The following is a 22,436-nucleotide window of genomic DNA, read 5'->3' on the forward strand; positions in this document are numbered from 1 at the left end:
CGGACCACCGTGCTTCCTTCCGGGTGGTGGAAAATATATGCATGGCGGGGTCTGGTGAGGAGCGGGCGCGGCACTGGCGGTACCCGGAGCTGCCCGGTGTCGATCTGCTGCGCGCTCGGTACGTGCGCAAGACGTTCGTGCGGCATACGCACGAGCACTTCGTGATCGCCGCCATCGCCGACGGGGTCGAGGTGTTCCACCATCGGGGGGCGGACCAGTACGCGGGTGCGGGGGCGCTCGCGCTGGTCAATCCCGACACTCCGCACACGGGGCGCGCCGGGGTGCCCGAGGGCTGGCGGTACGGGGCGGTGTATCCGTCGCCGGAGCTCGTGGGGGAGATCGCCGCCGAGACCACCATGATCCGCGGGACGCCCGGGTTCGTGGCCCCGGTGCTCGACGATCCGTATGCCGTCGCACTGGTGCACCAGGTGCTGCGGGCCGCGGACGAGGGGAACGCACTGGCCGCCGACACGCTGCTGCGAGTCGCCGTGACCCGGCTGCTCCGGCTGAACGGCGGCCCGCTGCCGCAGCGCGAGGTGCGGACCGCGGGGGCGCGGATCGCGGCACGCGCGCGTGCCGTGCTGGAGGAGCGCCTGTCCGGGCCGCCGACCCTGGAGAAACTGGCCGCCGATCTCGGGACCAGCCCGTTCGCGCTGCTGCGGGCCTTCCGGCAGGCCTACGGGATGCCGCCGCACGCCTGGCTGACCGATGCCCGGGTGCGTCGGGCCAGACGCCTGCTGGACGCGGGTACCGTGCCGGCGGAGGCCGCCCTGGCCGTCGGGTTCACCGACCAGTCGCACCTCAACCGGCACTTCTCCCGGATCGTGGGCGTACCTCCCGGCGCCTACCAGCGGGAGCGCAAGAACGTACAAGACGCGCGGTCGAGGCTGCTCCTACCGTCGCAGCTGTGGCAGAACAGACAGCTCTCGCAGACATACGCGCAGACGACGGACGAAAGCCCGACGCCGCCGTCGTACGGGACGCCCTCGGAGTCGGGGTCGCCGTAGGACTGTCGGGGTTCGCCTTCGGGGTGACCTCGGCCGGCAGCGGGCTCACACTGCTCCAGACCTGCGCGCTGAGTCTGCTGGTGTTCACCGGTGCCTCCCAGTTCGCTCTCGTGGGGGCGCTGGCGGCCGGGGGCAATCCGTTCACGGCGGCCGCGGGGGCCTTCTTCCTGGGCGTGCGCAACGCCTTCTACGGGCTGCGTCTGTCACAGCTGCTGGCCCTCCCGCGCGGGATACGGCCGCTGGCCGCCCAGTGGGTCATCGACGAGACGACGGCGGTGGCGCTGGCACAGCCCACGCGGCGCGGCGCACGGATCGGCTTCACCGTCACCGGGCTCAGCCTGTACCTGTTGTGGAACCTCACCACGCTGCTCGGCGCCCTGGGCGCCAAGGCACTCGGGGACACCGACGCCTGGGGCCTCGACGCGGCCGGGCCCGCCGTCTTTCTGGCCCTGCTCGCGCCCATGCTGAAGTCCCTCACCGAGCGGGCCGTCGCCGGTCTCGCCGTGCTGCTGGGCCTCGGACTGCTGCCCGTGCTGCCGGCCGGTGCGCCGGTTCTGGTGGCCGCTCTCGCGGCACCGGCCGTGCTCTGTCTGGAGGGCCGTCGCAGGGGCGGCGCGCGTGCCGACGGGCAGGACCGGGGACCGCAAGGACGGCACGAAGACGACCAACACCACGATCAACACCAGGAACACCAGGAACACCACGAGCAGCACGAGCAGCCGGGGCAGTGGAGGCAGCCCGGGCAAACAGAGCAGCCGGAGCAGCCGGAGCAGCCAGGACAAGGTCGAGGAGAGGAAAGTTGTTGAACACCTGGATCGCGATCGCCGCGACCGCCCTCGGCTGCTACGCCGTCAAGCTCGCCGGGTTGCTGGTCCCGGCGGCCGCGCTGGAGCGGCCGCTGGTGAAGCGGCTCGCCGCGCTGCTGCCCGTCGCCCTCCTCGCCGCTCTCACCGCGCAGCAGACCTTCGCCCACGGACACGTGCTCGCGCTGGACGCGCGGGCGGCCGGGCTCGCGGCAGCCGCCGTGGCGCTGATCCTGCGGGCGCCTTTCCTGCTCGTCGTCGCTGCGGCCGTGGTGGTGACGGCCGGGGTGCGGGCGATGGGAGGGTGAGGCCCCGGCACACGCGCGCGTGCCGGGTCTGCCAGGCGCTCGGCAGCCGCCTCGGGACCTGCCTCAGCCGATGGCCCGGCCGTACGCCCTGAGCGTGCGCAGCGCCTCGATCGTCACCATGGGGCGCGCTTCCAGGGCGGTGCCCGGCGCCCACTGGCGCCAGGTGATCGGCCAGCCGCCGTCCTCCTGCTGCCGGCTCGCCAGGAAGTCCAGGGAGCGTGCCATCTCGTCGTCCGTGAACCACGCCCGTGCCAGGGAGTCGGGTGTCCTGGCGTAGTCGTGCGGGAAGTGGTGTTCCCCCGGGGCGTAGCCGGGTGCGACCGGACAGGCCTCCAGGTGTTCCGGGTCCAGCGCCACCAGGCGGTGTTCCCGGACCAGGCGGCCGAGCCGGCCGGCGGCAGCCTCCGCGCGCGGGCGGTCGGGAGCCGAGTCCAGGAAGGTGACGGCGGCCTCGATCGCGTACGGGTGGGTCTTCTCCAGGGACTCGATCCGCTGCCAGCAGAAGTCGGTCGCACGGAACAGCCAGGCGTGCCACACCTCGTTGCGGTGCAGCAGGCCCACCACGGGCCCGGTGGCCAGGAGCTCACCGGGCGCTTCGTCCGTGATCGGCAGGAAGGGTGCCGCCGGATAGCCGCGCTGGCTCGGATGGATCGCCGGCAGGGCTCCCTCCGGGGTGGAGACGGACGTGAGATAGCGGCACACCCGCTCCACCCGCTGTCCGCCGCAGCGTCCGATGGCGTCCAGGACGCGCAGGGCCCGGCCGATGTGCAGCGGCTGGCTGACGGGGCCGCGCAGATCGGGCTCCAGCGCGTGGCCGTACCCGCCGTCCTCGTTGCGGTAGGCGTCCAGCGCGGTCTCCACCGGGTCGGGGCCGCCGTTCAGGAAGTGGTACGCGAACAGCCGCTGCTCCAGCACACGCGCGGTGAGCCAGACGAAGTGCTCGGCACGGAAGAGCGGGGACAGCGCCGAGGGCGTGGCAGACGTGGCTGGCGGGGCTGGAGTGGCCCGCATGGCAGACCTGGCATGTGTGGCGTGCGTCGGGGGGAGTGGGGAAGCTCCGGTTTCGGCCATGCGTCAGACCGTAGGGCGGAAAGCGGTCTCGGCAAGCCGTCCGGCCGGGGCCCACCCCCGGAGGCGGGATACTGGTGGCATGCGGTTGACGGTCTTCTGGGAGCGGATGGCGGAGCACTTCGGTACGGGGTACGCCGACACCTTCGCGCGCGATCACGTGATGTCGGAGCTCGGCGGTCGCACGGTGCACCAGGCGCTGGCCGCGGGCTGGGCCGCCAAGGACGTGTGGCGCGTGGTCTGCAATGTCATGAACGTCCCTCTGGAGAGGCGCTGACCGCTCGGAATGATCGCGGGACCGGCGCGGACTGTCGGTGGCGTGGGCGAGACTTGCACCGTGGCACCCACTGACGACACCGGGCAGACGACCCAGCACGCATCTCCGTTCGGTTCGGCGCCGCCGCCCCGGCCGCCGGCCGAGGGCGGCGCCGGGCCGATCGCCCGCATGCCGCGCTGGCTGCCGCGCGCCATGGTGCTGGCACTGGCGCTCGTCGCCGCGTTCCAGCTGGGCAGCTGGGCCTTCCACCAGCTGACCGGCCTGCTGATCAACGTCCTCATCGCGTTCTTCCTGGCCCTCGCCATAGAGCCCGCGGTGAGCCGGATGGCCGCGCGGGGCATGCGCCGTGGGCTCGCCACCTTCCTGGTCTTCCTCGGTCTGGCGATCGCGACGGCCGGGTTCGTCACGCTGCTCGGCTCGATGCTCGCCGGCCAGATCATCAAAATGGTCGAGGGCTTCCCGGACTACCTCGACTCCCTCATCAACTGGGCCAACGTGAAGTTCCACACCGACCTCAGACGTGTGGACATCCAGGAGGGCCTGCTCCACTCCGACTGGCTGCGCAAGTACGCGCAGAACAGCGCCGCGGGCGTCCTCGACGTGTCCGCGCAGGTACTCGGCGGCCTGTTCCAGCTGCTTACGGTCGCGCTGTTCTCCTTCTACTTCGCCGCCGACGGGCCGCGGCTGCGCCGCGCCATATGTTCCGTGCTGCCGCCCGCACGGCAGGCCGAGGTCCTGCGCGCGTGGGAGATCGCCGTCGACAAGACCGGCGGCTACCTGTACTCGCGCGGCCTGATGGCGCTCATCTCGGGGATCGCGCACTACATCCTGCTGCAGGCGCTGGGTGTGCCGTACGCCCCCGTGCTCGGTGTCTGGGTGGGCCTGGTCTCGCAGTTCATCCCCACCATCGGCACATATCTCGCGGGGGCGCTGCCGATGCTGATCGCGTTCACGGTCAACCCCTGGTACGCGCTGTGGGTGCTGGTCTTCGTCGTGATCTACCAGCAGTTCGAGAACTACATGCTGCAGCCCAAGCTGACCTCGAAGACCGTCGACATCCATCCCGCGGTCGCCTTCGGGTCGGTCATCGCCGGCACCGCGCTCCTCGGTGCGGTCGGCGCGCTGATCGCCATCCCCGCGGTTGCCACGCTGCAGGCCTTCCTCGGGGCCTACGTGAAGCGGTACGCCGTCACGGACGACCCCCGGGTGCACGGCCACCGAAGCCGGGGCACGGGCCCCGGGCTGATCACGCGCGCGGGGCGGCTGTGGGGGCGGCGGGAGACGGAGCCGGAGGGAGTCTCGGTGGGGGAGGAGCCGAGCCAGTAGGCGCCGGGAGGCCGGGCCGACTCCCGGCGGCGAGGAGCAGGAGGTGTCCTCGGGGCCTCGTCAGCAGGTGAGCACCGCCCAGACACCGGCGCCGGCGACGGCGGCCGCGTAGACGGCGACCGCGGCGGTGACGATCCGCAGCCTGACCCGCTCGCTCCAGGAGGTACGGGACAGCAGCCAGGTCAGTGCGGGCAGCACCAGCACGGCATGCAGGCTCACCCCGTGCAGCGGTTTGAGCGGGGCCGTCGAGCGGTAGGCCGCCTGCTGGTGCCCGGTCCGGGTCAGCACCACACCGCGCGCGATCATCGCGGCACCCGACGCCAGGGCGACCAGCAGGATCGCGAATCCGGAGCGCACCGCGAGCGGCATTCCCGCGGGACCCGCCGGGCGGCGCCGGAAGGACACGACCGCGCACACGGTCAGCAGCACCACCAGGACACCTCCGCCCACCGCGAGTGTCATCGACACCGCCGAAGGGCGTCTCCATGTCGAGGTGCGAGGGCACCTGGCGCCACGCCTGCAGGGTGATGCCGCCGACCTCGACGACGCAGTCGGCGGCGAACACGACGAGCAGTGCCGTGCGCAGCCGTACCCCGATGTGCAGATACGACGTGACCCAGGTGAACGCGATCAGGGTCGCTCCGAAGGACAGCCCGAACATGACGGGCTTGCGCCAGGAGACGGGCCCGTCCCACGGGCCTCCGTCGACGGCGAACACGACCAGGTGGGCCAGGCCGGAGAGGATCAGCACAAGGCCGGTCGCGTGGCACAGCCGCTCCGCGGGACGCAACTGAATGGCGGGACGCAACCGGGCGGCGCGATGCAGCCGGGCCGCTTGATGCGGCCGGGTCCGCGGGGCGGGAGGCGTCGTCCCGCCGATGTGACGGATCCTCTGTGTGTGCGTCTGCGAGTGCGTGTGCCTCTGCATGGGCCAAGGCTCCCGAGCGCGCCCCCGCGCCGTCGTCGTCCGGCCGAAGACAGCCGCCGTAGGCCGGGAGGAATAGCGGCGGGCCGCCCCGGACGACTGGGACGGCCGGACGGTCGGGACCGCCGTCCGCCCCGCGCCGCCGGACAACCCGCGCCCGGCGGGCCGCGGGACGCGCTTGACACGAAAATCGAACATCTATTCTTATAGGGGCTCCGGCGAGTCCCAACGAAGGGGATTCTGCCCCGGTTTGGGGTAGTGCGCCCCTAAGTTATCCACAGGCCGGACGTGCGTCGGGGCGCATTGTCAGTGGCAGGCGTTAGCGTCTTTGACGTGAAGCGATCGACTCAAGCAAATCGGGTGGAACCCATGGCAGGAACCGACCGCGAGAAGGCGCTCGACGCCGCGCTCGCACAGATTGAACGGCAGTTCGGCAAGGGCGCGGTCATGCGCATGGGCGAGCGGTCGAAGGAGCCCATCGAGGTCATCCCGACCGGGTCGACCGCGCTCGACGTGGCCCTCGGCGTCGGCGGTCTGCCGCGCGGCCGTGTTGTGGAGATCTACGGACCGGAGTCCTCCGGTAAGACGACCCTGACCCTGCACGCCGTGGCGAACGCGCAGAAGGCCGGCGGCCAGGTGGCCTTCGTGGACGCGGAGCACGCCCTCGACCCCGAGTACGCGCGCAAGCTGGGCGTCGACATCGACAACCTGATCCTCTCCCAGCCCGACAACGGTGAGCAGGCCCTGGAGATCGTGGACATGCTGGTCCGCTCCGGTGCCCTCGACCTCATCGTCATCGACTCCGTCGCCGCGCTCGTCCCGCGCGCGGAGATCGAGGGCGAGATGGGCGACTCGCACGTGGGTCTGCAGGCACGCCTGATGAGCCAGGCCCTGCGGAAGATCACCAGCGCGCTCAACCAGTCGAAGACCACGGCGATCTTCATCAACCAGCTCCGCGAGAAGATCGGCGTGATGTTCGGCTCCCCGGAGACCACGACCGGTGGCCGGGCGCTGAAGTTCTACGCCTCGGTGCGCATCGACATCCGCCGTATCGAGACCCTGAAGGACGGCACGGAGGCGGTCGGCAACCGCACCCGCTGCAAGGTCGTCAAGAACAAGGTCGCGCCGCCCTTCAAGCAGGCCGAGTTCGACATCCTCTACGGGCAGGGCATCAGCCGCGAGGGCGGCCTGATCGACATGGGTGTGGAGCACGGCTTCGTCCGCAAGGCCGGCGCCTGGTACACGTACGAGGGCGACCAGCTCGGCCAGGGCAAGGAGAACGCGCGCAACTTCCTGAAGGACAACCCCGACCTGGCCAACGAGATCGAGAAGAAGATCAAGGAGAAGCTGGGCGTCGGCGTACGGCCGGAGGAGCCGGCCGCAGAGCCGGGCGCGGACGCGGCGGTCACCGCCCCCACCGACGACGCCGCCAAGACGGCTGCTGCCCCGGCGGCCGCCAAGACGACCAAGCCCAAGGCCGCGGCAGCCAAGAGCTGACCCGTGACACGACGAACCGACTGGGCCGAGTACGAGCACTCCGTTCCCGGTGCCCCACGGGGGAGGGGCACCGGGAACGGCCCGGGCTCCGCCGCGGACGGTGATGGCGCATACAGCAGTGACGGGACGTACGGAGGTAACGGGGCGTACGGCACTGGCGGGGCGTACCGGACGGACAGTGATCCGGACGACTCCGCGCCGGGCGGTCCGTCCGCCGCGTACGGCGACCAGCCGGCCGGGGTCCGGAGTCGTGGCGACGGCGGGCCGCGTGGCGCGCGGGGCTCCCGCGCGGGCGGCTCGCGTGACGGCGGGCCGCAGGGCGGGCGCGGGCGGCGGCGTGGTTCTGGCCGGGCGTCCGCCGAGGACGGAGACACCTCCCCCTTGTCGAGGGCCGAGCGGGAGGAGCCTCCTGGGGACCCGGTGGAGCGGGCGCGTGCGATCTGTCTGCGCCTGCTCACCGGGACCCCGCGCACCCGCAAGCAGCTCGCGGACGCCCTGCGCAAGCGGGAGATCCCGGACGACGCGGCGGAAGAGGTGCTGTCGCGGTTCGAGGAGGTCGGGCTGATCAACGACGGTGCGTTCGCGGACGCCTGGGTGGAGTCCCGGCACCACGGGCGGGGACTGGCCCGGCGTGCCCTCGCCCAGGAGCTGCGGACCAAGGGCGTCGACGCGGCGCTGATCGACGAGGCCGTGGCCCAGCTCGACACCGAGCAGGAGGAGGCGACCGCGCGCGAGCTCGTCGCCCGCAAGCTGCGCTCCACCCGCGGCCTCGACCGGGACAAACGGCTTCGCCGCCTGGCCGGCATGCTCGCCCGCAAGGGCTACTCCGAGGGCATGGCCCTGAGGGTGGTCCGCCGGGCCCTGGAGGAGGAGGGCGAGGACACGGAGTTCCCCGGGGACGAGGGGATCTGAGTACACCGGTCGGCCGTCACCCTGACACGCGGCCCCGGGCGCACCGGGGACCCGCGTTGCCCTACGGCGTCACCGGCAACCCCGCCGCCCGCCACGCCTGGAACCCCCCGACCAGGTCGGTCGCCCGGTGCAGGCCCAACCGGTGCAGGGACGAGGCCGCCAGGCTCGACGCGTAGCCCTCGTTGCAGATCACGACGATGCGCAGGTCGTGGTCGGTGGCCTCGGGGGTGCGGTGGCTGCCCTGCGGGTCGAGCCGCCACTCCAGCTCGTTGCGTTCGATGACCAGGGCACCGGGGATCAGACCGTCCCTGTCACGCAGCGCGGCGTAGCGGATGTCCACCAGGAGGGCCTCACCGGCCTGGACGGCGGCGTGGGCCTCGGGCGCCTCGATCCGCTCGTAGTCCCGGCGCACCCGCTCCAGCAGCTCGTCGATTCCGGTGGGCGACCGCTTCGCGCTCACTGCCAGTCCTCCGGGCGCTCGACCTGCTCCAGGCGCAGTACCTGCCCCGTGCGACTGTAACGGCGGATCCGCGGCAGCGGCGGGTAGTAGGCGTGCACGGAGATCGCGTGGAGGTCGGGAGACTCGTTCAGCACCTCATGGACGTGGTGGTGGCCGAAGGAGCGGCCCTGGCCGGCCCGGAGCCGCCGCCGGCGGTCCACCCCGTCGGTGAGTTCGAGGGTCTTCCAGCCGTCGGTGGGCAGCCGGGCGGCGAGCGAGTTCTCCTTCAGCTCGCCGACAGCGGTGTGGAAGGCGCCGACCGACTCGGCGTGGTCGTGCCAGCCGGTGCCGGTGCCGGGAGGCCAGCCGATCAGCCAGGCCTCACTGCCGCCCGGCCCCTGCAGGCGCACCCAGGTGCGGCCCTCCGGGTCGACCGGCAGGGACGCGATCAGCTCGGTGTCGGCGGCGGTGCGCCGGACGAAGTCGAGAAGGTCCGCCTGCGTGGGCGCCGGGTCGGCGGGTGCGGACCCGGGACCGGACGGGGCGGACGTGGAAACAGGCGTGGAAACGGGCGTGGAGGAAGAGACAGACACGTACACCGTCCTGAAGAGCGTTCGCGGAGGGCGCGCGGCAGCACGGGCGCGGCGCGCGGGTGTTGAGGAAGGCGAATTCAGCAGGACGGGCGACACACGCAGCCCGCATAGCGGACGAGGTCCATATGGACCCTCCGCCACAGGCGCACATTGGTGTCGGTCACGATCCGGAGTACACCATGGGGGTGCGAAACGGTCAACTCACCGTCACCATGTGGACCGCGCAGTGACGGTGACCCCACACGGGTCAGTGCGCCCCCGCCCCGGCCCGCGCCTCGGACTGCACGGTGCCGCCCAGCGTCGCCTCCGCGGCCGCGTACAGGTCGGCGGGCCGCACGCCGTTCAGCGCGGTGACCAGGTGACCGTCGGGCCGGACCAGGAGCACGGTGTGGGCGGCCGCGCCCGGGTAGCTCTCGGCGACCAGCAGTTCGGCGGGGTGCGGCAGCGCGGTCACCGCCGCCGCCAGCCGGGGCATGATCCCCGCGGTCACCCAGTGCTTGCGCTCCCACACGACGGTCCCCGGCGCGACCAGCAGCACCACCAGCGCCCCGCGGCCCAGCCGGTCCCGCAGCCGTACGAAGGAGCCGTCCTCCGCGGTCACCACCACATCCGCGACCGGGGCGCCGACCGGCGTGTCGACGGGGGCCTCCGCCTCGTTGCGCGGGGGCGCGAGCGGCGAGTCGGCGTACGCCCCCGGCGCGCCCAGCGGCCCGCGCCCCAGATGGCTGTCCATGAAGAGGGCGTCGTGCCCACGGGACCCCCCGGGGACGTACGACCGCAGTCCGCCACCGCCGCGCAGCAACGGCAGCACCTGGTCCGCGGCGCGCAGCCGGGCGGCGACGATGCCCCGCCGCTCCGTCTGGTAGCTGTCCAGCAGTGCTTCGTGCGGCCCGTGGTGCCAGGCCACCGCCAGCTTCCAGGCCAGGTTCCCGGCGTCCCTGAGCCCCTCGTCCAGCCCGTGGGTGCCGAACGCGCCCAGCAGGTGTGCCGCGTCCCCGGCGAGGAAGACCCGACCGGCGCGCCAGCGGCGGGCCAGCCGGTGGTGGACCGTGTGCACCCCGGTGTCCAGGAGTTCGTAGGAGGGGTTGGCCTCGCCGGTCCAGCCCGTGAGGGTCTCCCGGATACGGGCGACCAGCAGTTCGGGCGTGACCAGGTCCTTGCCGGGCGGCAGCAGCCAGTCCAGCCGCCACACGCCGTCCGGAAGCGGGCGGGCCGTGATCTCCCCGGACGAGAGGCCGGTCGTCCGCCAGGGCGGCAGGCGGTGGAGGAACGCTTCGTCGCCCCGGGGAAGTTCCGTGCGCAGGGCGGCGACGGCGTGACGCTCGACAGCCGTACGGCCGGGGAAGCGGATGTCCTGGAGCTTGCGCACGGTCGAGCGCGGCCCGTCGCAGCCGACAAGGTAACTGCCTCGCCACCACGTGCCGTTGGGACCGCGGGTGTGCGCCGTGACGCCCGAGGACTCCTGCTCTATGGTGTCCAGGCGGCTGTCCACGGCGAGCTCGATCATCGGCTCGCGGGTGACGGCGGCGCGCAGGGCAGTGGTCAGGACGTGCTGGGCGATGTGCAGCGGGGCGGGCTCGGCGTCGCCGAAGGCGACCTCGCGCATCACCTGTTTGCGCCGCAGCGACCGCCATCCGGCCCAACGCAGCCCGGCACCACCGAGCGGCACACCGGCCAGCCGCTCCGCGACGGCCGCCGTGTCCTCGCGCAGCACGACGGTGCGCGCGGCACGCGGCGCGTCCCTGCCCGGTCCCTCGTCGAGGAGGACGGACGGCACTTCCTGACGCGCCAGCGCCAGGGCGAGCGCAAGCCCGACGGGCCCCGCTCCGACGATGATCACCGGATCCACGGCGCGGCGCCCCCTGCCCGCAGCGGTGCCCTGAGGGTCGTGTGTGAACAGGAAGTTGGAGCAGGCTGCACGATCACAAAACGTATGCAACAGACTGTCGGCCAGCCGGTCAAGCGGGACTCACGCCCGGTGTCCTTCGCATGGGGGTGCTGTGCCCCCCGGGGCGGCTCGTGCGACGGCCGGCCGTCTCCCCGCGCCGCCGGCCGCGCCCGCGACCCCCGCGGGCGGAACGCACGCCGGTGGCAGCGGCACCCCGGCCGCCGCCTCCGGCGTGCGCCGCCTCACTGGGCGGTGCGTCAGATCGTCCCGCCGGCGCCCGTCCCGAAGGTTCCCCCCACCTGGGCGGGGTTGACCTCTTCGAGTTCCTCGGCGGCGAGGACCACGCCCGTGCTCCGCTTGCTGCGGCGCAGCCTGCCCTCGAGCCAGGAGGCGAAGCTGGTGAGGACGAAGTTCAGCACGATGTAGACGATTGCCACCACGATGAAGCTGGCGATGACGTCGGCGTAGTTGGCGGCGAGCGTGCTGCGCGAGTTCAGCAGCTCGGGGAACCCGATGATCACGCCGCCCAGCGCGGTGTCCTTCACGATGACGACCAGCTGGCTGACGATCGCCGGCAGCATCACCGTGACCGCCTGCGGGAGCAGGATGCCGGTCATCGTCTGCCCCTTGCGCAGGCCGATCGCGTACGCGGCCTCCGTCTGCCCCCTGGGCAACGCGAGGATGCCGGCGCGTACGACCTCGGCGAGGACCGAGGCGTTGTAGAGCACCAGGCCGGTCACGACCGCGTACAGCGGCCGATCGTCGCTGCTGATGCCCTCGAAGCTGACGTAGAACTGGTTGGCGAAGAGCATCAGCAGCAGCACCGGGATGGCCCGGAAGAACTCGACCACCACACCGGCCGGAACACGGACCCACCGGTGGTCGGACAGCCGGGCGATGCCGAAGACCGCGCCCAGCGGAAGGGCGATGATCATGGCGAGGGCCGCGGCCTTCAGGGTGTTGCCCAGGCCGGGCAGCAGGTACGTCGTCCAGGCCTCGGAAGTGGTGAAGGGCTGCCACAGGGCCCACTGCAACTGGCCCTTGTCGTCCATCGTCTGCCAGACCCACCCCAGGAGCAGGGCGAGCAGGCCGAGGAAGACGACCGAGAACACCACATTGCGCCGCTTGGCCCGGGGGCCGGGGGCGTCGTAGAGAACGGAGGTCACCGCTTCACCGCCAGTCGCTTGCCGAGCCAGCCGAGGAGGAGGCCGACCGGCAGGGTCAGGATCACGAACCCGAAGGCGAAGACGGCGCCGATGGCGACCAGCTGGGCCTCGTTCTCGATCATCGTCTTCATCAGGGCGGCGGCCTCGGCCACGCCGATCGCGGCCGCCACGGTCGTGTTCTTGGTCAGTGCGATCAGGACGTTGGCCAGCGGTCCGATGACCGCCCGGAACGCCTGCGGCAGCACGATGAGCCGCAGCGACTGGGTGAAGCCGAGCCCGATCGCGCGGGCCGCCTCCGCCTGGCCGACGGGCACGGTGTTGATGCCGGAGCGCAGCGCCTCGCAGACGAAGGCCGCGTGGTAGGCGACGAGGCCGAGCACCGCGAGCCGGAAGCCCTGGAGCTTGAAGTCGGACACGCCCATGGTGACGCCGAAGATGTCGGCGAGGCCGAGGGAGGTGAAGACGATGATGACCGTCAGGGGGATGTTCCGGACGATGTTGACATAGGCGGTGCCGAAGCCGCGCATCAGCGGAACCGGGCTGACCCGCATCGCGGCCAGCAGAGTGCCCCAGACCAGGGAGCCCAGGGCGGAGAAGACGGCGAGTTTCACCGTCATCCAGAACGCCCCTAGGACGTCGTAACCTTGAAGAAAGTCGAACACGATCTCCCGCGCTTCCGGGTGTGTGGCGTACGAGGAGGCGTGGCGCGCCGCCGCCGTGATCGCGGCGGGCGACGGCGCGCCTGCGGAATCCTGCGGTGCCCGCGGATCCCTGCGTTACCGGCTGATCCGGGTCACCGGCTGATCCGGGTCACCGGCCGATCCGGTTTACTTGACGATCTGGCCGATCTTCGGGGCGGGCTCGTTCTTGTAGTCGGCCGGGCCGAAGTTCTTCTTCACGGCCGCCTCCCAGGAGCCGTCGCTGACCATCTTCTCCAGCGCGGCGTTGATCTTGTTGACGGTGGCGGTGTCGCCCTTCTTCACACCGATGCCGTAGTTCTCGTTGCTGAGCTTGAGCCCGGCGAGCTTGAACTGGCCCTTGTACTTGTCCTGCGAGGCGAAGCCCGCGAGGATCGAGTCGTCGGTGGTCACCGCGTCCACGGCGCCGCTCTGCAGGCCGGCGATGCACTCCGAGTAGCCGCTGTACTGACGCAGGTTGGCCTTCGGGGCGATCGTGTCGTGGACGTTCTGCGCCGAGGTGGAGCCGGTCACCGAGCACAGCTTCTTGCCGTTGAGGTCCGTGCCCTTGGAGATGTCCGACTTCGCCTTGACCAGCAGGTCCTGGTGGGCGAGCAGGTAGGGGCCGGCGAAGTCGACCTTCTGCTTGCGCTTGTCGTTGATCGAGTAGGTCGCCACGATGAACTTCACGTCGCCGCGGGCGAGCGCGTTCTCACGGTCGGCGCTCTTGGTCTCGACGAACTGGATCTGGTCGGGCTTGTAGCCGAGCTGCTTGGCGACATAGGTCGCCACGTCCACGTCGAAACCGGAGAAGGTGCCGTCCGGCTTCTTCAGGCCGAGACCGGGCTGGTCGTACTTGATACCGATCTTGATCTTGTTGCCGCCACCGGACGAACCGCTCTCGTTCTTGTTGCCCGAGCCGCATGCCGTCGCCGTGACGGTCAGGGCGAGCACGACGGCCGAGGCGGCGGTGACCTTGCGGAGCTTCATGGTGAACTTCCTTTGAATGATGAGGAGTTGAAGCCGTCAGGGGCTGAACGGAGGTGTTGTCGCAACCGATCCTGTCGGCTCGGCTCGGCTCGGTTCGGCTCAGTGATGGAGGATCTTCGACAGGAAGTCCTTGGCCCGGTCGCTGCGCGGATTGCTGAAGAACTGGTCGGGCGCAGCCTCTTCGACGATCCGGCCGTCGGCCATGAAGACCACCCGGTTTGCAGCCGATCGGGCGAAGCCCATCTCGTGGGTGACGACGATCATCGTCATGCCGTCCCGCGCGAGCTGCTGCATGACCTCGAGGACCTCGTTGATCATCTCGGGGTCCAGGGCCGAGGTCGGCTCGTCGAAGAGCATGACCTTCGGGTCCATGGCCAGCGCACGCGCGATGGCCACCCGCTGCTGCTGGCCGCCGGACAGCTGGGCGGGGTACTTCTCCGCCTGCGCGCCGACGCCGACCCGGTCCAGCAGGGCCCGGGCCCGCTCCTCGGCCTTCTTCTTGTCCGTCCTGCGGACCTTGACCTGGCCCAGCGTCACGTTCTCCAGCACCGTCTTGTGCGCGAAGAGGTTGAACGACTGGAAGACCATGCCGACGTCGGCCCGCAGCCGGGCCAGCTCCTTGCCCTCCTGGGGCAGCGGCCGGCCGTCGATCGTGATCGTGCCCGCGTCGATGGTCTCCAGGCGGTTGATGGTGCGGCACAGCGTGGACTTTCCGGACCCGGACGGTCCGATGACCACGACGACCTCGCCGCGGGCGATCGTCAGGTCGATGTCCTGGAGCACGTGCAACGCGCCGAAGTGCTTGTTGACGCTCTTCAGGACGACCAGATCGCCGGTCGAGGCCACGTCTTCCTTGGCCACCGATACTTCGGTCATCGCTTTCAGGCTCCGTCCTCCTCGGTTTCGGAGGACAGTAATAACGCCGTGCGACCAGCGTCATTACATCTGAGGGAGATCTGAGCATCACGATCCGATAGCGATCGGACACGGGTCGTAGCAGGAGGTGTCCGGGGCGCGTACCGGCTGCATAACGGAAGCGGTGCGCAACCCGAAGCCTCTTGACGCCGTCCTCATCCATCGGCGTGACTGCACATGGTGCACGCGCGCGTGCATTACCTACACAGAGAGATCGTACGACCGATGAACCGGAGGGGGCCGGGATGAGACTGCTCCTCGTCGAGGACGACAACCACGTCGCAGCCGCTCTGTCCGCGGTCCTGGCCCGGCACGGTTTCGACGTCACGCACGCGCGCAGCGGCGAGGAGGCCCTTCAGGCGCTCGTTCCCGGAGGCCCCGGCTTCGGCGTCGTCCTGCTCGACCTGGGCCTGCCCGACCAGGACGGCTACGAGGTCTGCGGCAAGATCCGCAAGCGCACCGGTACCCCGGTGATCATGGTCACCGCCCGCTCCGACGTGCGCTCCCGCATCCACGGCCTCAACCTCGGCGCCGACGACTACGTGGTGAAGCCCTACGACACCGGTGAGCTGCTCGCCCGTATCCACGCGGTGAGCCGGCGCACCGCCCACGAGGACACGGGCGGCGGCGCGGAGACCGCGCTGCACCTCGGCCCGGTCCGCATCGAACTGCCCACCCGGCAGGTCAGCGTGGACGGCACGGTCGTCCAGCTGACCCGCAAGGAGTTCGACCTGCTCGCGCTGCTCGCCCAGCGTCCCGGGGTGGTCTTCCGTCGCGAGCAGATCATCAGCGAGGTGTGGCGTACCAGTTGGGAGGGGACCGGACGCACCCTGGAGGTGCACGTCGCGTCCCTGCGCTCCAAACTGCGCATGCCCGCGCTGATCGAGACCGTACGCGGCGTCGGCTACCGCCTCGTTGCCCCGGCCGCGTAGCGGGGACGGGTGCGCACACGTCTGCTGCCGCTGCTCATCGTCCTGATGGCGGCCCTGCTGCTCGCGCTCGGCCTCCCGCTCGCCCTCAGCGTGGCCGCGGCCCAGCAGCAGAAGGTGGTCGTCGACCGGATCGACGACACGGCACGTTTTGCCGCCCTGGCCCAGTTCGTCACCGACCGGCCCACCGGCTCCCGGCAGACGGTGCCGGACGAGCGCGGCGAGACCCTCGGCCGCGAACTCGCCAGCTACTACGAGGTCTACGGCATCCGGGCCGGCGTCTTCTACCGCACCGGTACCCCCATGGCCAACGCGCCCGACGACTGGTCCCTGCCCGGCGCGGGCGAGGTCCGCGAGGCGTTCGACGAGGCGCTGCTCAGCCGCCGCAGCCACGACCCCGAGCAGGTCTGGCCCTGGCAGCGGAACCGGCTCGTGGTCGCCTCGCCGGTCATCAGGGACGGTGACGTCGTCGCCGTCGTCGTCACCGACTCGCCCACCGGGCAGATGCGGTCGCGGACGCTGCACGGCTGGCTGCTCATCGGCGCCGGTGAGATCGCCGCGATGCTGCTCGCCGTCGGCGCGGCCCTCCGGCTGACCGGCTGGGTGCTCCGGCCCGTACGGATCCTCGACGCCACCACGCACGACATCGCCACCGGGCGGCTGAAGTCCCGTGTCGCCGTCGGCGGCGGGCCGCCGGAACTGCGCAGGCTGGCCCGGTCGTTCAACGAGATGGCGGACAACGTCGAGGAGGTGCTGGAGCAGCAGCGTGCCTTCGTCGCGGACGCCTCGCACCAGCTGCGCAACCCGCTCTCGGCGCTGCTGCTGCGCATCGAACTGCTCGCCCTCGAACTGCCCGAGGACAACGAGGAGATCGCCTCCGTCCGCACCGAGGGCAAGCGCTTCGCGCAGGTCCTGGACGACCTGCTCGACCTGGCGCTCGCCGAACACGCCGCGGCGGACCTGCGGCTCACCGACATCGGCGCGCTGGCCGCGGAGCGCGTCGCGGCCTGGGCGGCGGCCGCCGAGGCGAAGGGGGTACGGCTGGTCGGACACTGCCCGGCCACCACGGCGTGGGCCGACCCGGTGACGCTGTCGTCCGCGCTGGACGCGGTGATCGACAATGCCGTGAAGTTCACGCCGGGGGACGAGTGCGTCGAGGTCACGGTCTCCTGCGACGGCGACACCTCGACGGTGGTCGTCGCCGACCGCGGACCGGGCCTGACCGACGACGAGCTGGGCCGCGTCGGCGACCGGTTCTGGCGCAGCGGCCGCCACCAGAACGTCAAGGGCTCCGGCCTGGGCCTGTCCATCTCCCGGGCGCTGCTCGCGGCGGGCGGCGGTTCGATCGCCTACGAGCATCACGAGCCGCACGGGCTGAAGGTCACGCTGACGGTGCCGAGGTCGGGACCTGTGGCGCCGTAAGGAGTGCCACGTCGTAAGGGGTGCCGCGTCGTAGGCGGTGCCGCGTCGTGGGGAGTGCCGTGGCGTGGGGAGTGCCGCGTCGTGGGGAGTGCCGGGGCGTGGACGGCGCCGAGTCGTGGTGGCGCTACGGCTTGACCGAGCGGTAGTAGCGGCGGGCGCCCTCGTGCAGGACCAGGGGGTCGGTGTAGATGGCGGTGCGCAGGTCGACGAGCTGGGCGGAGTGGACGTGGGCGCCGATGCCGTCACGGCTCTTGATCACGGTGCGGGTCACCCACTCGGTGAGCCGGGGGTCCGTGTCCGTGCGGGTGATCAGCACGTTGGACACCGCGATCGTCGGCACGGTCGAGCCGTTCTGCACCGAGGGGTAGGCCGACTCCGGCATGTTGGTGGCGCGGTAGTACCGCGTGGCGTCGCCCTCGGCATGCAGCTTGGCGACGAGATCGGCTTCGATCGGCACGAATCGGAAGGCGAACTTCGCGGCCAGCTGTCTCAGGCCGTCCGTCGGCAGCCCGCCCGACCAGAAGAACGCGTCGATCGCGCCGTGCCGCAGCCGTTCCGGTCCGGTGTCGATGCCGTCATCCTGGGGCCGGATGCCCTTCTTCGGGTCGATCCCGGTAGCCTTGAGCACCCGCTCGGCGATCAGCCGGACGCCCGACTCCGGCGGACCTATGGCCACCGTACGGCCCCGCAGATCCGCGACGGACGCGATGCGCGAGTCGCGCGGCACGACCAGCTGGACATAGTCGTCGTAGAGGCGGGCGACGCCACGCAGCCGCGTGGCGCCGGGCCCGTTGTACAACTGGTACGTCTCCACCGCATCGGCCGCGGCGATCGCGAAGTCCGCCTTGCCGGTCGCCACCCGTGCCACGTTCTCCTGGGAGCCGTCGCTGGTCAGCAGCCGGACCTTCAGGTCCGGCATGTCCCTGTCGAGCTCGGTGCGCAGCATCGTCCCGTACTCCTGGTAGACCCCGCGCTGTGTCCCGGTGCTGAAGACGATCGTTCCGCCGGGCGGGTCCTCGCCCAGTGGCAGCAGCCACCACAGCAGCAGCCCGAGGGCGACGACGCCGGCCCCGGCGCCCTGCAGGGCCCGGCGCCTGCCGATACGGGGGAAGACCTTGGACATGCGCGCGATCCTGCCAGCCGGGGCGCGGTGCTGACCAGGGCGGGGTGCGGACGGCGACCGTGCGGGGCGGTCGGTGGCGGCGGATAGAGTCGCGGTATGAGTTCCTCGCCCGCCGATTTCGTCCGTGAGTTCCACCGTGCCTTCGGTCTCGACAGCCGCAGCACACCGACGGAGGTGTCGCCCGAACTCGCCGCGCACCGTGGTGAGCTGCTCGCCGAGGAGGCCGCGGAGGTGGCCGAGGTCTCGGTCGGGGGCCCGCTCGACCGGCTGGCGCACGAGCTGGCGGACGTCGTCTACGTGGCGTACGGCACCGCCCTGGTGCACGGCATCGACCTCGACGAGGTGATCGCCGAGATCCACCGCTCCAACATGACCAAGCTCGGCCCCGACGGACGGGTGGCCCGCCGGGCCGACGGCAAGGTGCTCAAGGGCGACCACTACCGGGCCCCGGACGTGTCGGCCGTGCTGCGCCGCCAGGGGTGGACCTCCGGCGGCGCCTGACCCACCCGGCGTGCTACGACTTCAGGGTGCCGCCCGCCAGCTTCCACTCGCGGTGCAGCGCGCCCAGCGGGATGGACCGCTCGAAGGCCGGAGTACCGAAGATCGACAGCTGCAGACGCAGGGTTCCGCTGAGGTCGACGCCGCCGTAGACGCCCCAGGAGAGGTCGGCCCTGGGGGCGCTGCCGGTCGACGTGGTGACCGTGCCGGAGGCCTCGCCGCGCAGGTACGGCGCCAGGTCCGCGCTGACGCCGACCGTGCCGTACAGACCGACCGTGGCCTGCGCACCGAGTGCCGCCTTCACACCGCCCGCGGTGGCCACCGAGGCGCGCACCGGGGTGCTCGTCATGTCCGACGAGCTGACCGGGGTCCATCCCCGGCCCAGGCCGAAGGTGCCGCCCGCCGTGAAGTCGCCCTTGAGGCTCTGCTCCACGTCGACCGTGACCTTGCCGTCGCCGCTGATCTGGACGTAGCAGGTCAGGTCGAGGTTGACCACGACGGGGACCGGGCCGACCTGGAGCACCGGGTCGGCGTGCAGCTTGGCGAACGGTATCCGCAGCGGGGCGGCGGAGGCGGCGGCCCGGCCCCTGAGGGCCCAGCCCGAGGTCCAGTTGCCGGAGACACCCAGGTAGGCCGAGCCGGGCGCGGAGTCGTTGCCCGCGCCGCCGTACTCGAAGTCGACCTGCGGGGCGACCTGGACGTAGCCGGAGACGGACGCCGCGGCCGGCACCGGCGCGCCCGGGGGCGTGGGCACCGTCGTGTCGACGTCGAGCCGCAGGCTGCCCAGCGGCACGGTCGCGCCCTTCGGTCCCACGTGCACGTCGCCGGACTTGGCCCAGGAGACCTTGACGTCCGGGAGCAGCTTGTCGACGGCGAAGGAGGCGGGGTCGACCGGGACCTTGCCACGGGCGGTCTCGTTGCCGAGTACGGAGTTGAGGGCGGCGGGTTCGGTCTGCACCTCGGTGCCCCGGCCGGTCTCGCCGATCACCTTGGTGACCTTGGCGAGCAGACCGTGCGGTGCCCCGGGGGCCGGGGCGCTGGCGATGACGTCACCGACGACGGCGCCGTGCGGCCTGGCGGTGGCGCCGGGGGAGGACGTGGAACTCCCCTTGCTTTTACCGGAGATGACGGCGCGTCGGGTCCCGCTGTCGTACGAACTGACGGTGAGCGGGGTGTGGTGCGCTCGCCTGCCCGGTCCGTCCGCGCTGCCCGTGGCGGTGGCCGTGGCGGCGGGGGCCGCCGCGACGGCGACGGAGCGATCGGCGGCCGCCGTCGAGTCGGCGGGCTCCTGCTGTACCTTCTCGCTCCGGACGGCGGTCCGGTCGGCCGACGGCGGGGGCGAGGAGCAGCCGGCGGCGAGGAGGAGAGCGGTGACGGCGAAAGCGGGCATCAGGGCACGCGATCGCCTCATGCGTCTGCGCAAGGTCGGTCCTGAAAGGTGAGTGGGGGGTGGCCTGAAAGACCGGCATGCCGAAGCAACGGCCCGTGGGCCGGTCGACTACCGGTGAGTAACCAGCCATGAGCATCCCACGGCCGACCCACCGGAGCTCCACATTCCGGCCAGCTCCCGAAGTGACCTGAGCCACGGCGTCTTTCGGACCGCGAGGAGTGCGCCGTCAAGGGGACGAGGAGAGTGAGCCGTCAAGGTGACGAGGAGTGAGGCCGCAAGGTGATGTTCGGGAGGCCCGCCCGCTCCGGCGCCCCGCACGCCGGCCGGACCGGTGCTACTGACCTTCCGTCATGAGATCGCGTATGTGGCGGATCGGGCTCAGCAGCAGAACCACCGGCGCAATGGCGATCACCAGGCAGGTGAGCCAGAACGCGTCACGGGGGCCGAAGGCGGTGGCCGCCAGGCCCGCCGAGAGGGCTCCGACCGGGATGGCCCCCCAGGAGATGAAGCGCACCGTCGCCATGACGCGGGGAAGCAGGTCCGGCGGTGCGACGGTCTGGCGGTGCGTCCGGGTCAGGACACTGACGACCACCACGCCGACGGTGAACCCCGCGTTGCCCAGGGCGAAGAGGACGGTGAGCCAGCCGTGGCCGGCCAGCGGTATGAGCACCGAGGCGCCGGCCGTCACCAGGCTCGCGACAATGAGCGCGCGGGCACTGCCGAGACGGGTGCTGACCTTGGGGGTCAGGGCCGCGCCGATCAGGCTGCCCACGCCACCGGAGGCCATCAGGACACCGACGAGGGCCGCCGGCGCGCCCAGGGTGCGCACGAGGAAGACGGGCGTGAGGGCCATCTGGGCGCCCGCCACGAAGTTGATGAGGGTCGCCACCACGACGCACGGAGCGATGAACCGGTGCCGGACGACATAGCGGACGCCGTCCTTGATCAGGACCACGAACGAGGTCTGCGCCTGCGGGGGCGGGGTCGGGGCCGGCCGGGGCAGGCTCCACAGCAGCACTGCCGAGGCGACGTAGCTGACGGCATCGACGACGAGGCTGCTGGCGGCCCCGAAGAGCTGCACGAGGAAGCCGCCCAGTGACGGGCCGCCGAGGTCGGTCGCCGCGCCGGAGGCGGAGGTGAGGCTGTTGCGCGCGGTCAGCTCCTCCTTGCTCACGATCGAGGGGAGGAAGGAGGAGTTGCCGACGTCGAAGACGACGTTCGCCAGCCCGATCACGAGTGCGACCAGGACGACCTGGGCGAGGGACAGCACCCCGAGGGCGGCGGTCACGGGAATCGACAGGATCGCGGCCGCGCGCAGCAGGTCCATGGCGACCTGGGTGCCGCGCAGCGGCAGGCGCTGGACGACGACCCCGGCCGGCAGGCCGATGAGGAGCCAGGCCGCATAGCTTGCAGCTGCAATGAGGCTCACCTCGAAGTTCGAGGCGTCCAGTGTCTTCACCGCGACGAGAGGCAGCGCCACCGCGGTCACCGCGCTGCCGACCTGGCTGGCGGTCGACGCCGTCCAGAAACGCCAGAAGATTCCGGTGGCTGTTGCTTTGTCCGGTGCGCTCTGTTCCGAGGCCAGCTCGGTCATGTCCCCCTCCGGTGCTCAGTTTTCCCGCGCGATCAGCAGCGCGGGAGGGCTCACTCTACTGATCTTCAGACCCGTGACAAGAGTTCCGTCGTGCCACCGCATTTTTCGACCAGGCGGAGGGGGGCGCTATGAGGCCAGTGCTGGAATGTTGAATTCCTGATGGGTGGGGGTCGAGAACCAGCCATCGCTGTCCTGAATTGATCGACGAGCGGCGGTAATAGCGGGACCAGCGGCCTCAACTCGGACATATCGACGTTGTGAATTGAATGAAGAGGGTTGACTGGCGAGTAGCTGTGGTGATCGACTTACGGCCAAGCAGCTGAGCTGCAACGGGGATAGGGCACCACTGAAGGTGTGACGGGGGAAGAATCCACGCCGACGTGTCGGCGTGACGTTCCATGATTTCGTCCGAAGGCTTGACCGCGCTCTGTGCGGCTGCCTTCTTCTTTGGTCTGCCTCTGCCGCGATCGGCGGCGCTTCCACGGAACCGCTCGGCGTGTCCCAAGAGGAGGTGGAAAACCATGCGCAAGTACACCAAGCCGGTGGCCAAGAAGGTCGTCTTCGGCACCGTTCTGTCGAACGTCTGCTGATGACCCGGTCGTGGGGCCCCCCCCCCGGGGGGGGGGGCCCCCCCCCGACAAAAACATATGTTGACATATTGAGGGGGGGGGGGGCGGGTTTTGGGTGTT

General features: G+C 71.2%; 22 protein-coding genes and 1 pseudogene. 10 read left to right on the forward strand and 13 right to left on the reverse strand.

Annotated features, from left to right (window positions below):
- Positions 1-41 precede the first annotated feature (41 nt).
- From AB0A61_RS22615 to AB0A61_RS22625, 3 genes are read left to right on the forward strand one after another with little or no spacing between them, the layout of a single operon-like run.
- Positions 42-1,007: an AraC family transcriptional regulator gene (locus AB0A61_RS22615; protein WP_361294915.1), complete on the forward strand. Its 966-nt coding sequence runs from the start codon at positions 42-44 to the stop codon at positions 1,005-1,007.
- The gene (locus AB0A61_RS22620; protein ID WP_361294918.1) at positions 908-1,813 is read left to right on the forward strand and encodes an AzlC family ABC transporter permease; all 906 of its coding nucleotides are present in this window, start codon (positions 908-910) and stop codon (positions 1,811-1,813) included. The genes AB0A61_RS22615 and AB0A61_RS22620 overlap by 100 nt, the downstream gene beginning before the upstream one ends.
- On the forward strand, positions 1,810-2,118 hold the full coding sequence (locus AB0A61_RS22625; protein ID WP_361294921.1) for an AzlD domain-containing protein: 309 nt from the start codon (positions 1,810-1,812) through the stop codon (positions 2,116-2,118). The genes AB0A61_RS22620 and AB0A61_RS22625 overlap by 4 nt, the downstream gene beginning before the upstream one ends.
- A 63-nt stretch (positions 2,119-2,181) precedes the next feature.
- Here AB0A61_RS22625 and AB0A61_RS22630 read toward each other — a convergent pair whose 3' ends face one another.
- The gene (locus AB0A61_RS22630; protein WP_361294924.1) at positions 2,182-3,129 is read right to left on the reverse strand and encodes a hypothetical protein; all 948 of its coding nucleotides are present in this window, start codon (positions 3,127-3,129) and stop codon (positions 2,182-2,184) included.
- 139 nt (positions 3,130-3,268) lie between these two features.
- Here AB0A61_RS22630 and AB0A61_RS22635 point away from each other — a divergent pair, with 139 nt between their 5' ends.
- Both AB0A61_RS22635 and AB0A61_RS22640 read left to right on the forward strand, forming a co-directional pair.
- A complete protein-coding gene (locus AB0A61_RS22635) occupies positions 3,269-3,463 on the forward strand; it encodes a DUF3046 domain-containing protein (protein ID WP_361294927.1) in 195 nt (64 codons plus the stop codon).
- Positions 3,464-3,523: 60 nt separating this feature from the next.
- Positions 3,524-4,789 carry an AI-2E family transporter gene (locus AB0A61_RS22640; RefSeq protein ID WP_361294930.1) on the forward strand — a complete coding sequence of 422 codons (1,266 nt, stop codon included), beginning with the start codon at positions 3,524-3,526 and terminating at the stop codon, positions 4,787-4,789.
- A gap of 60 nt (positions 4,790-4,849) precedes the next feature.
- On the opposite strand, the pseudogene AB0A61_RS22645 reads toward AB0A61_RS22640, so the two are convergent.
- Positions 4,850-5,597, reverse strand: a pseudogene (locus AB0A61_RS22645) (hypothetical protein).
- A gap of 486 nt (positions 5,598-6,083) precedes the next feature.
- Between AB0A61_RS22645 and recA the strand changes: the two are divergent.
- Complete coding sequence (recA, locus tag AB0A61_RS22650) at positions 6,084-7,211, forward strand: recombinase RecA (protein WP_361294933.1); 1,128 nt, start codon at positions 6,084-6,086, stop codon at positions 7,209-7,211.
- Between the two features lie 3 nt (positions 7,212-7,214).
- The gene (gene recX / locus AB0A61_RS22655; protein ID WP_361294935.1) at positions 7,215-8,123 is read left to right on the forward strand and encodes a recombination regulator RecX; all 909 of its coding nucleotides are present in this window, start codon (positions 7,215-7,217) and stop codon (positions 8,121-8,123) included.
- Between the two features lie 61 nt (positions 8,124-8,184).
- On the opposite strand, the gene AB0A61_RS22660 is transcribed toward recX, so the two are convergent.
- The 8 genes from AB0A61_RS22660 to AB0A61_RS22695 form a co-directional block, all read right to left on the reverse strand.
- Positions 8,185-8,583 carry a rhodanese-like domain-containing protein gene (locus AB0A61_RS22660; protein ID WP_361294938.1) on the reverse strand — a complete coding sequence of 133 codons (399 nt, stop codon included), beginning with the start codon at positions 8,581-8,583 and terminating at the stop codon, positions 8,185-8,187.
- Complete coding sequence (locus AB0A61_RS22665) at positions 8,580-9,155, reverse strand: cysteine dioxygenase (RefSeq protein WP_361294941.1); 576 nt, start codon at positions 9,153-9,155, stop codon at positions 8,580-8,582. Before AB0A61_RS22665 ends, AB0A61_RS22660 begins: the two co-directional genes overlap by 4 nt.
- Positions 9,156-9,232: 77 nt before the next feature.
- Entirely contained in the window at positions 9,233-9,397 is a 165-nt protein-coding gene (locus tag AB0A61_RS22670; protein WP_361294944.1) for a putative leader peptide, read from the reverse strand.
- 5 nt (positions 9,398-9,402) lie between these two features.
- Positions 9,403-11,004 carry an FAD-dependent monooxygenase gene (locus AB0A61_RS22675; protein WP_361294947.1) on the reverse strand — a complete coding sequence of 534 codons (1,602 nt, stop codon included), beginning with the start codon at positions 11,002-11,004 and terminating at the stop codon, positions 9,403-9,405.
- A gap of 296 nt (positions 11,005-11,300) precedes the next feature.
- Positions 11,301-12,209 carry an amino acid ABC transporter permease gene (locus AB0A61_RS22680; RefSeq protein WP_361294950.1) on the reverse strand — a complete coding sequence of 303 codons (909 nt, stop codon included), beginning with the start codon at positions 12,207-12,209 and terminating at the stop codon, positions 11,301-11,303.
- Positions 12,206-12,871 (reverse strand): amino acid ABC transporter permease, encoded by a 666-nt coding sequence (locus AB0A61_RS22685; protein WP_361294953.1) that lies wholly within the window; start codon positions 12,869-12,871, stop codon positions 12,206-12,208. The genes AB0A61_RS22680 and AB0A61_RS22685 overlap by 4 nt, the downstream gene beginning before the upstream one ends.
- Before the next feature lie 165 nt (positions 12,872-13,036).
- Positions 13,037-13,876, reverse strand: a complete 840-nt coding sequence (locus AB0A61_RS22690; RefSeq protein WP_361294956.1) for a glutamate ABC transporter substrate-binding protein — start codon at positions 13,874-13,876, stop codon at positions 13,037-13,039.
- Between the two features lie 99 nt (positions 13,877-13,975).
- The gene (locus tag AB0A61_RS22695) at positions 13,976-14,752 is read right to left on the reverse strand and encodes an amino acid ABC transporter ATP-binding protein (protein ID WP_361294959.1); all 777 of its coding nucleotides are present in this window, start codon (positions 14,750-14,752) and stop codon (positions 13,976-13,978) included.
- 284 nt (positions 14,753-15,036) lie between these two features.
- On the opposite strand from AB0A61_RS22695, the gene AB0A61_RS22700 reads away from it, so the two are divergent.
- Positions 15,037-15,723, forward strand: coding sequence for a response regulator transcription factor (locus tag AB0A61_RS22700; RefSeq protein WP_361294961.1), 687 nt, complete (start codon positions 15,037-15,039; stop codon positions 15,721-15,723).
- A gap of 9 nt (positions 15,724-15,732) precedes the next feature.
- Positions 15,733-17,142 (forward strand): HAMP domain-containing sensor histidine kinase, encoded by a 1,410-nt coding sequence (locus AB0A61_RS22705; RefSeq protein WP_361294964.1) that lies wholly within the window; start codon positions 15,733-15,735, stop codon positions 17,140-17,142.
- A gap of 124 nt (positions 17,143-17,266) precedes the next feature.
- Here the strand turns inward: AB0A61_RS22705 and AB0A61_RS22710 are convergent, their stop codons facing one another.
- Positions 17,267-18,265, reverse strand: coding sequence for a TAXI family TRAP transporter solute-binding subunit (locus AB0A61_RS22710; RefSeq protein ID WP_361294967.1), 999 nt, complete (start codon positions 18,263-18,265; stop codon positions 17,267-17,269).
- Between the two features lie 96 nt (positions 18,266-18,361).
- Here AB0A61_RS22710 and AB0A61_RS22715 point away from each other — a divergent pair, with 96 nt between their 5' ends.
- On the forward strand, positions 18,362-18,766 hold the full coding sequence (locus AB0A61_RS22715) for a MazG nucleotide pyrophosphohydrolase domain-containing protein (protein ID WP_361294970.1): 405 nt from the start codon (positions 18,362-18,364) through the stop codon (positions 18,764-18,766).
- Between the two features lie 13 nt (positions 18,767-18,779).
- On the opposite strand, the gene AB0A61_RS22720 is transcribed toward AB0A61_RS22715, so the two are convergent.
- Both AB0A61_RS22720 and AB0A61_RS22725 read right to left on the reverse strand, forming a co-directional pair.
- A complete protein-coding gene (locus tag AB0A61_RS22720; protein ID WP_361294973.1) occupies positions 18,780-20,153 on the reverse strand; it encodes a hypothetical protein in 1,374 nt (457 codons plus the stop codon).
- Positions 20,154-20,487: 334 nt separating this feature from the next.
- Positions 20,488-21,747: an MFS transporter gene (locus AB0A61_RS22725; protein WP_361294976.1), complete on the reverse strand. Its 1,260-nt coding sequence runs from the start codon at positions 21,745-21,747 to the stop codon at positions 20,488-20,490.
- Between the last annotated feature and the right edge of the window lie 689 nt (positions 21,748-22,436).

It is taken from the genome of Streptomyces sp. NPDC046197, from assembly GCF_040646295.1.
In the GTDB taxonomy this organism is placed as follows: Bacteria; Actinomycetota; Actinomycetes; order Streptomycetales; family Streptomycetaceae; genus Streptomyces.

Bases quoted from the DNA above. Each gene is read 5' to 3' on its own strand.
- AB0A61_RS22615 (WP_361294915.1), top strand. From the start codon at position 42: ATGGCGGGGTCTGGTGAGGAGCGGGCGCGGCACTGGCGGTACCCGGAG.
- AB0A61_RS22630 (WP_361294924.1), bottom strand. From the start codon at position 3,129: ATGCGGGCCACTCCAGCCCCGCCAGCCACGTCTGCCACGCCCTCGGCG.
- AB0A61_RS22635 (WP_361294927.1), top strand. From the start codon at position 3,269: ATGCGGTTGACGGTCTTCTGGGAGCGGATGGCGGAGCACTTCGGTACG.
- recA (WP_361294933.1), top strand. From the start codon at position 6,084: ATGGCAGGAACCGACCGCGAGAAGGCGCTCGACGCCGCGCTCGCACAG.
- AB0A61_RS22690 (WP_361294956.1), bottom strand. From the start codon at position 13,876: ATGAAGCTCCGCAAGGTCACCGCCGCCTCGGCCGTCGTGCTCGCCCTG.
- AB0A61_RS22695 (WP_361294959.1), bottom strand. From the start codon at position 14,752: ATGACCGAAGTATCGGTGGCCAAGGAAGACGTGGCCTCGACCGGCGAT.
- AB0A61_RS22700 (WP_361294961.1), top strand. From the start codon at position 15,037: ATGAGACTGCTCCTCGTCGAGGACGACAACCACGTCGCAGCCGCTCTG.
- AB0A61_RS22710 (WP_361294967.1), bottom strand. From the start codon at position 18,265: ATGTCCAAGGTCTTCCCCCGTATCGGCAGGCGCCGGGCCCTGCAGGGC.
- AB0A61_RS22715 (WP_361294970.1), top strand. From the start codon at position 18,362: ATGAGTTCCTCGCCCGCCGATTTCGTCCGTGAGTTCCACCGTGCCTTC.
- AB0A61_RS22720 (WP_361294973.1), bottom strand. From the start codon at position 20,153: ATGCCCGCTTTCGCCGTCACCGCTCTCCTCCTCGCCGCCGGCTGCTCC.
- AB0A61_RS22725 (WP_361294976.1), bottom strand. From the start codon at position 21,747: ATGACCGAGCTGGCCTCGGAACAGAGCGCACCGGACAAAGCAACAGCC.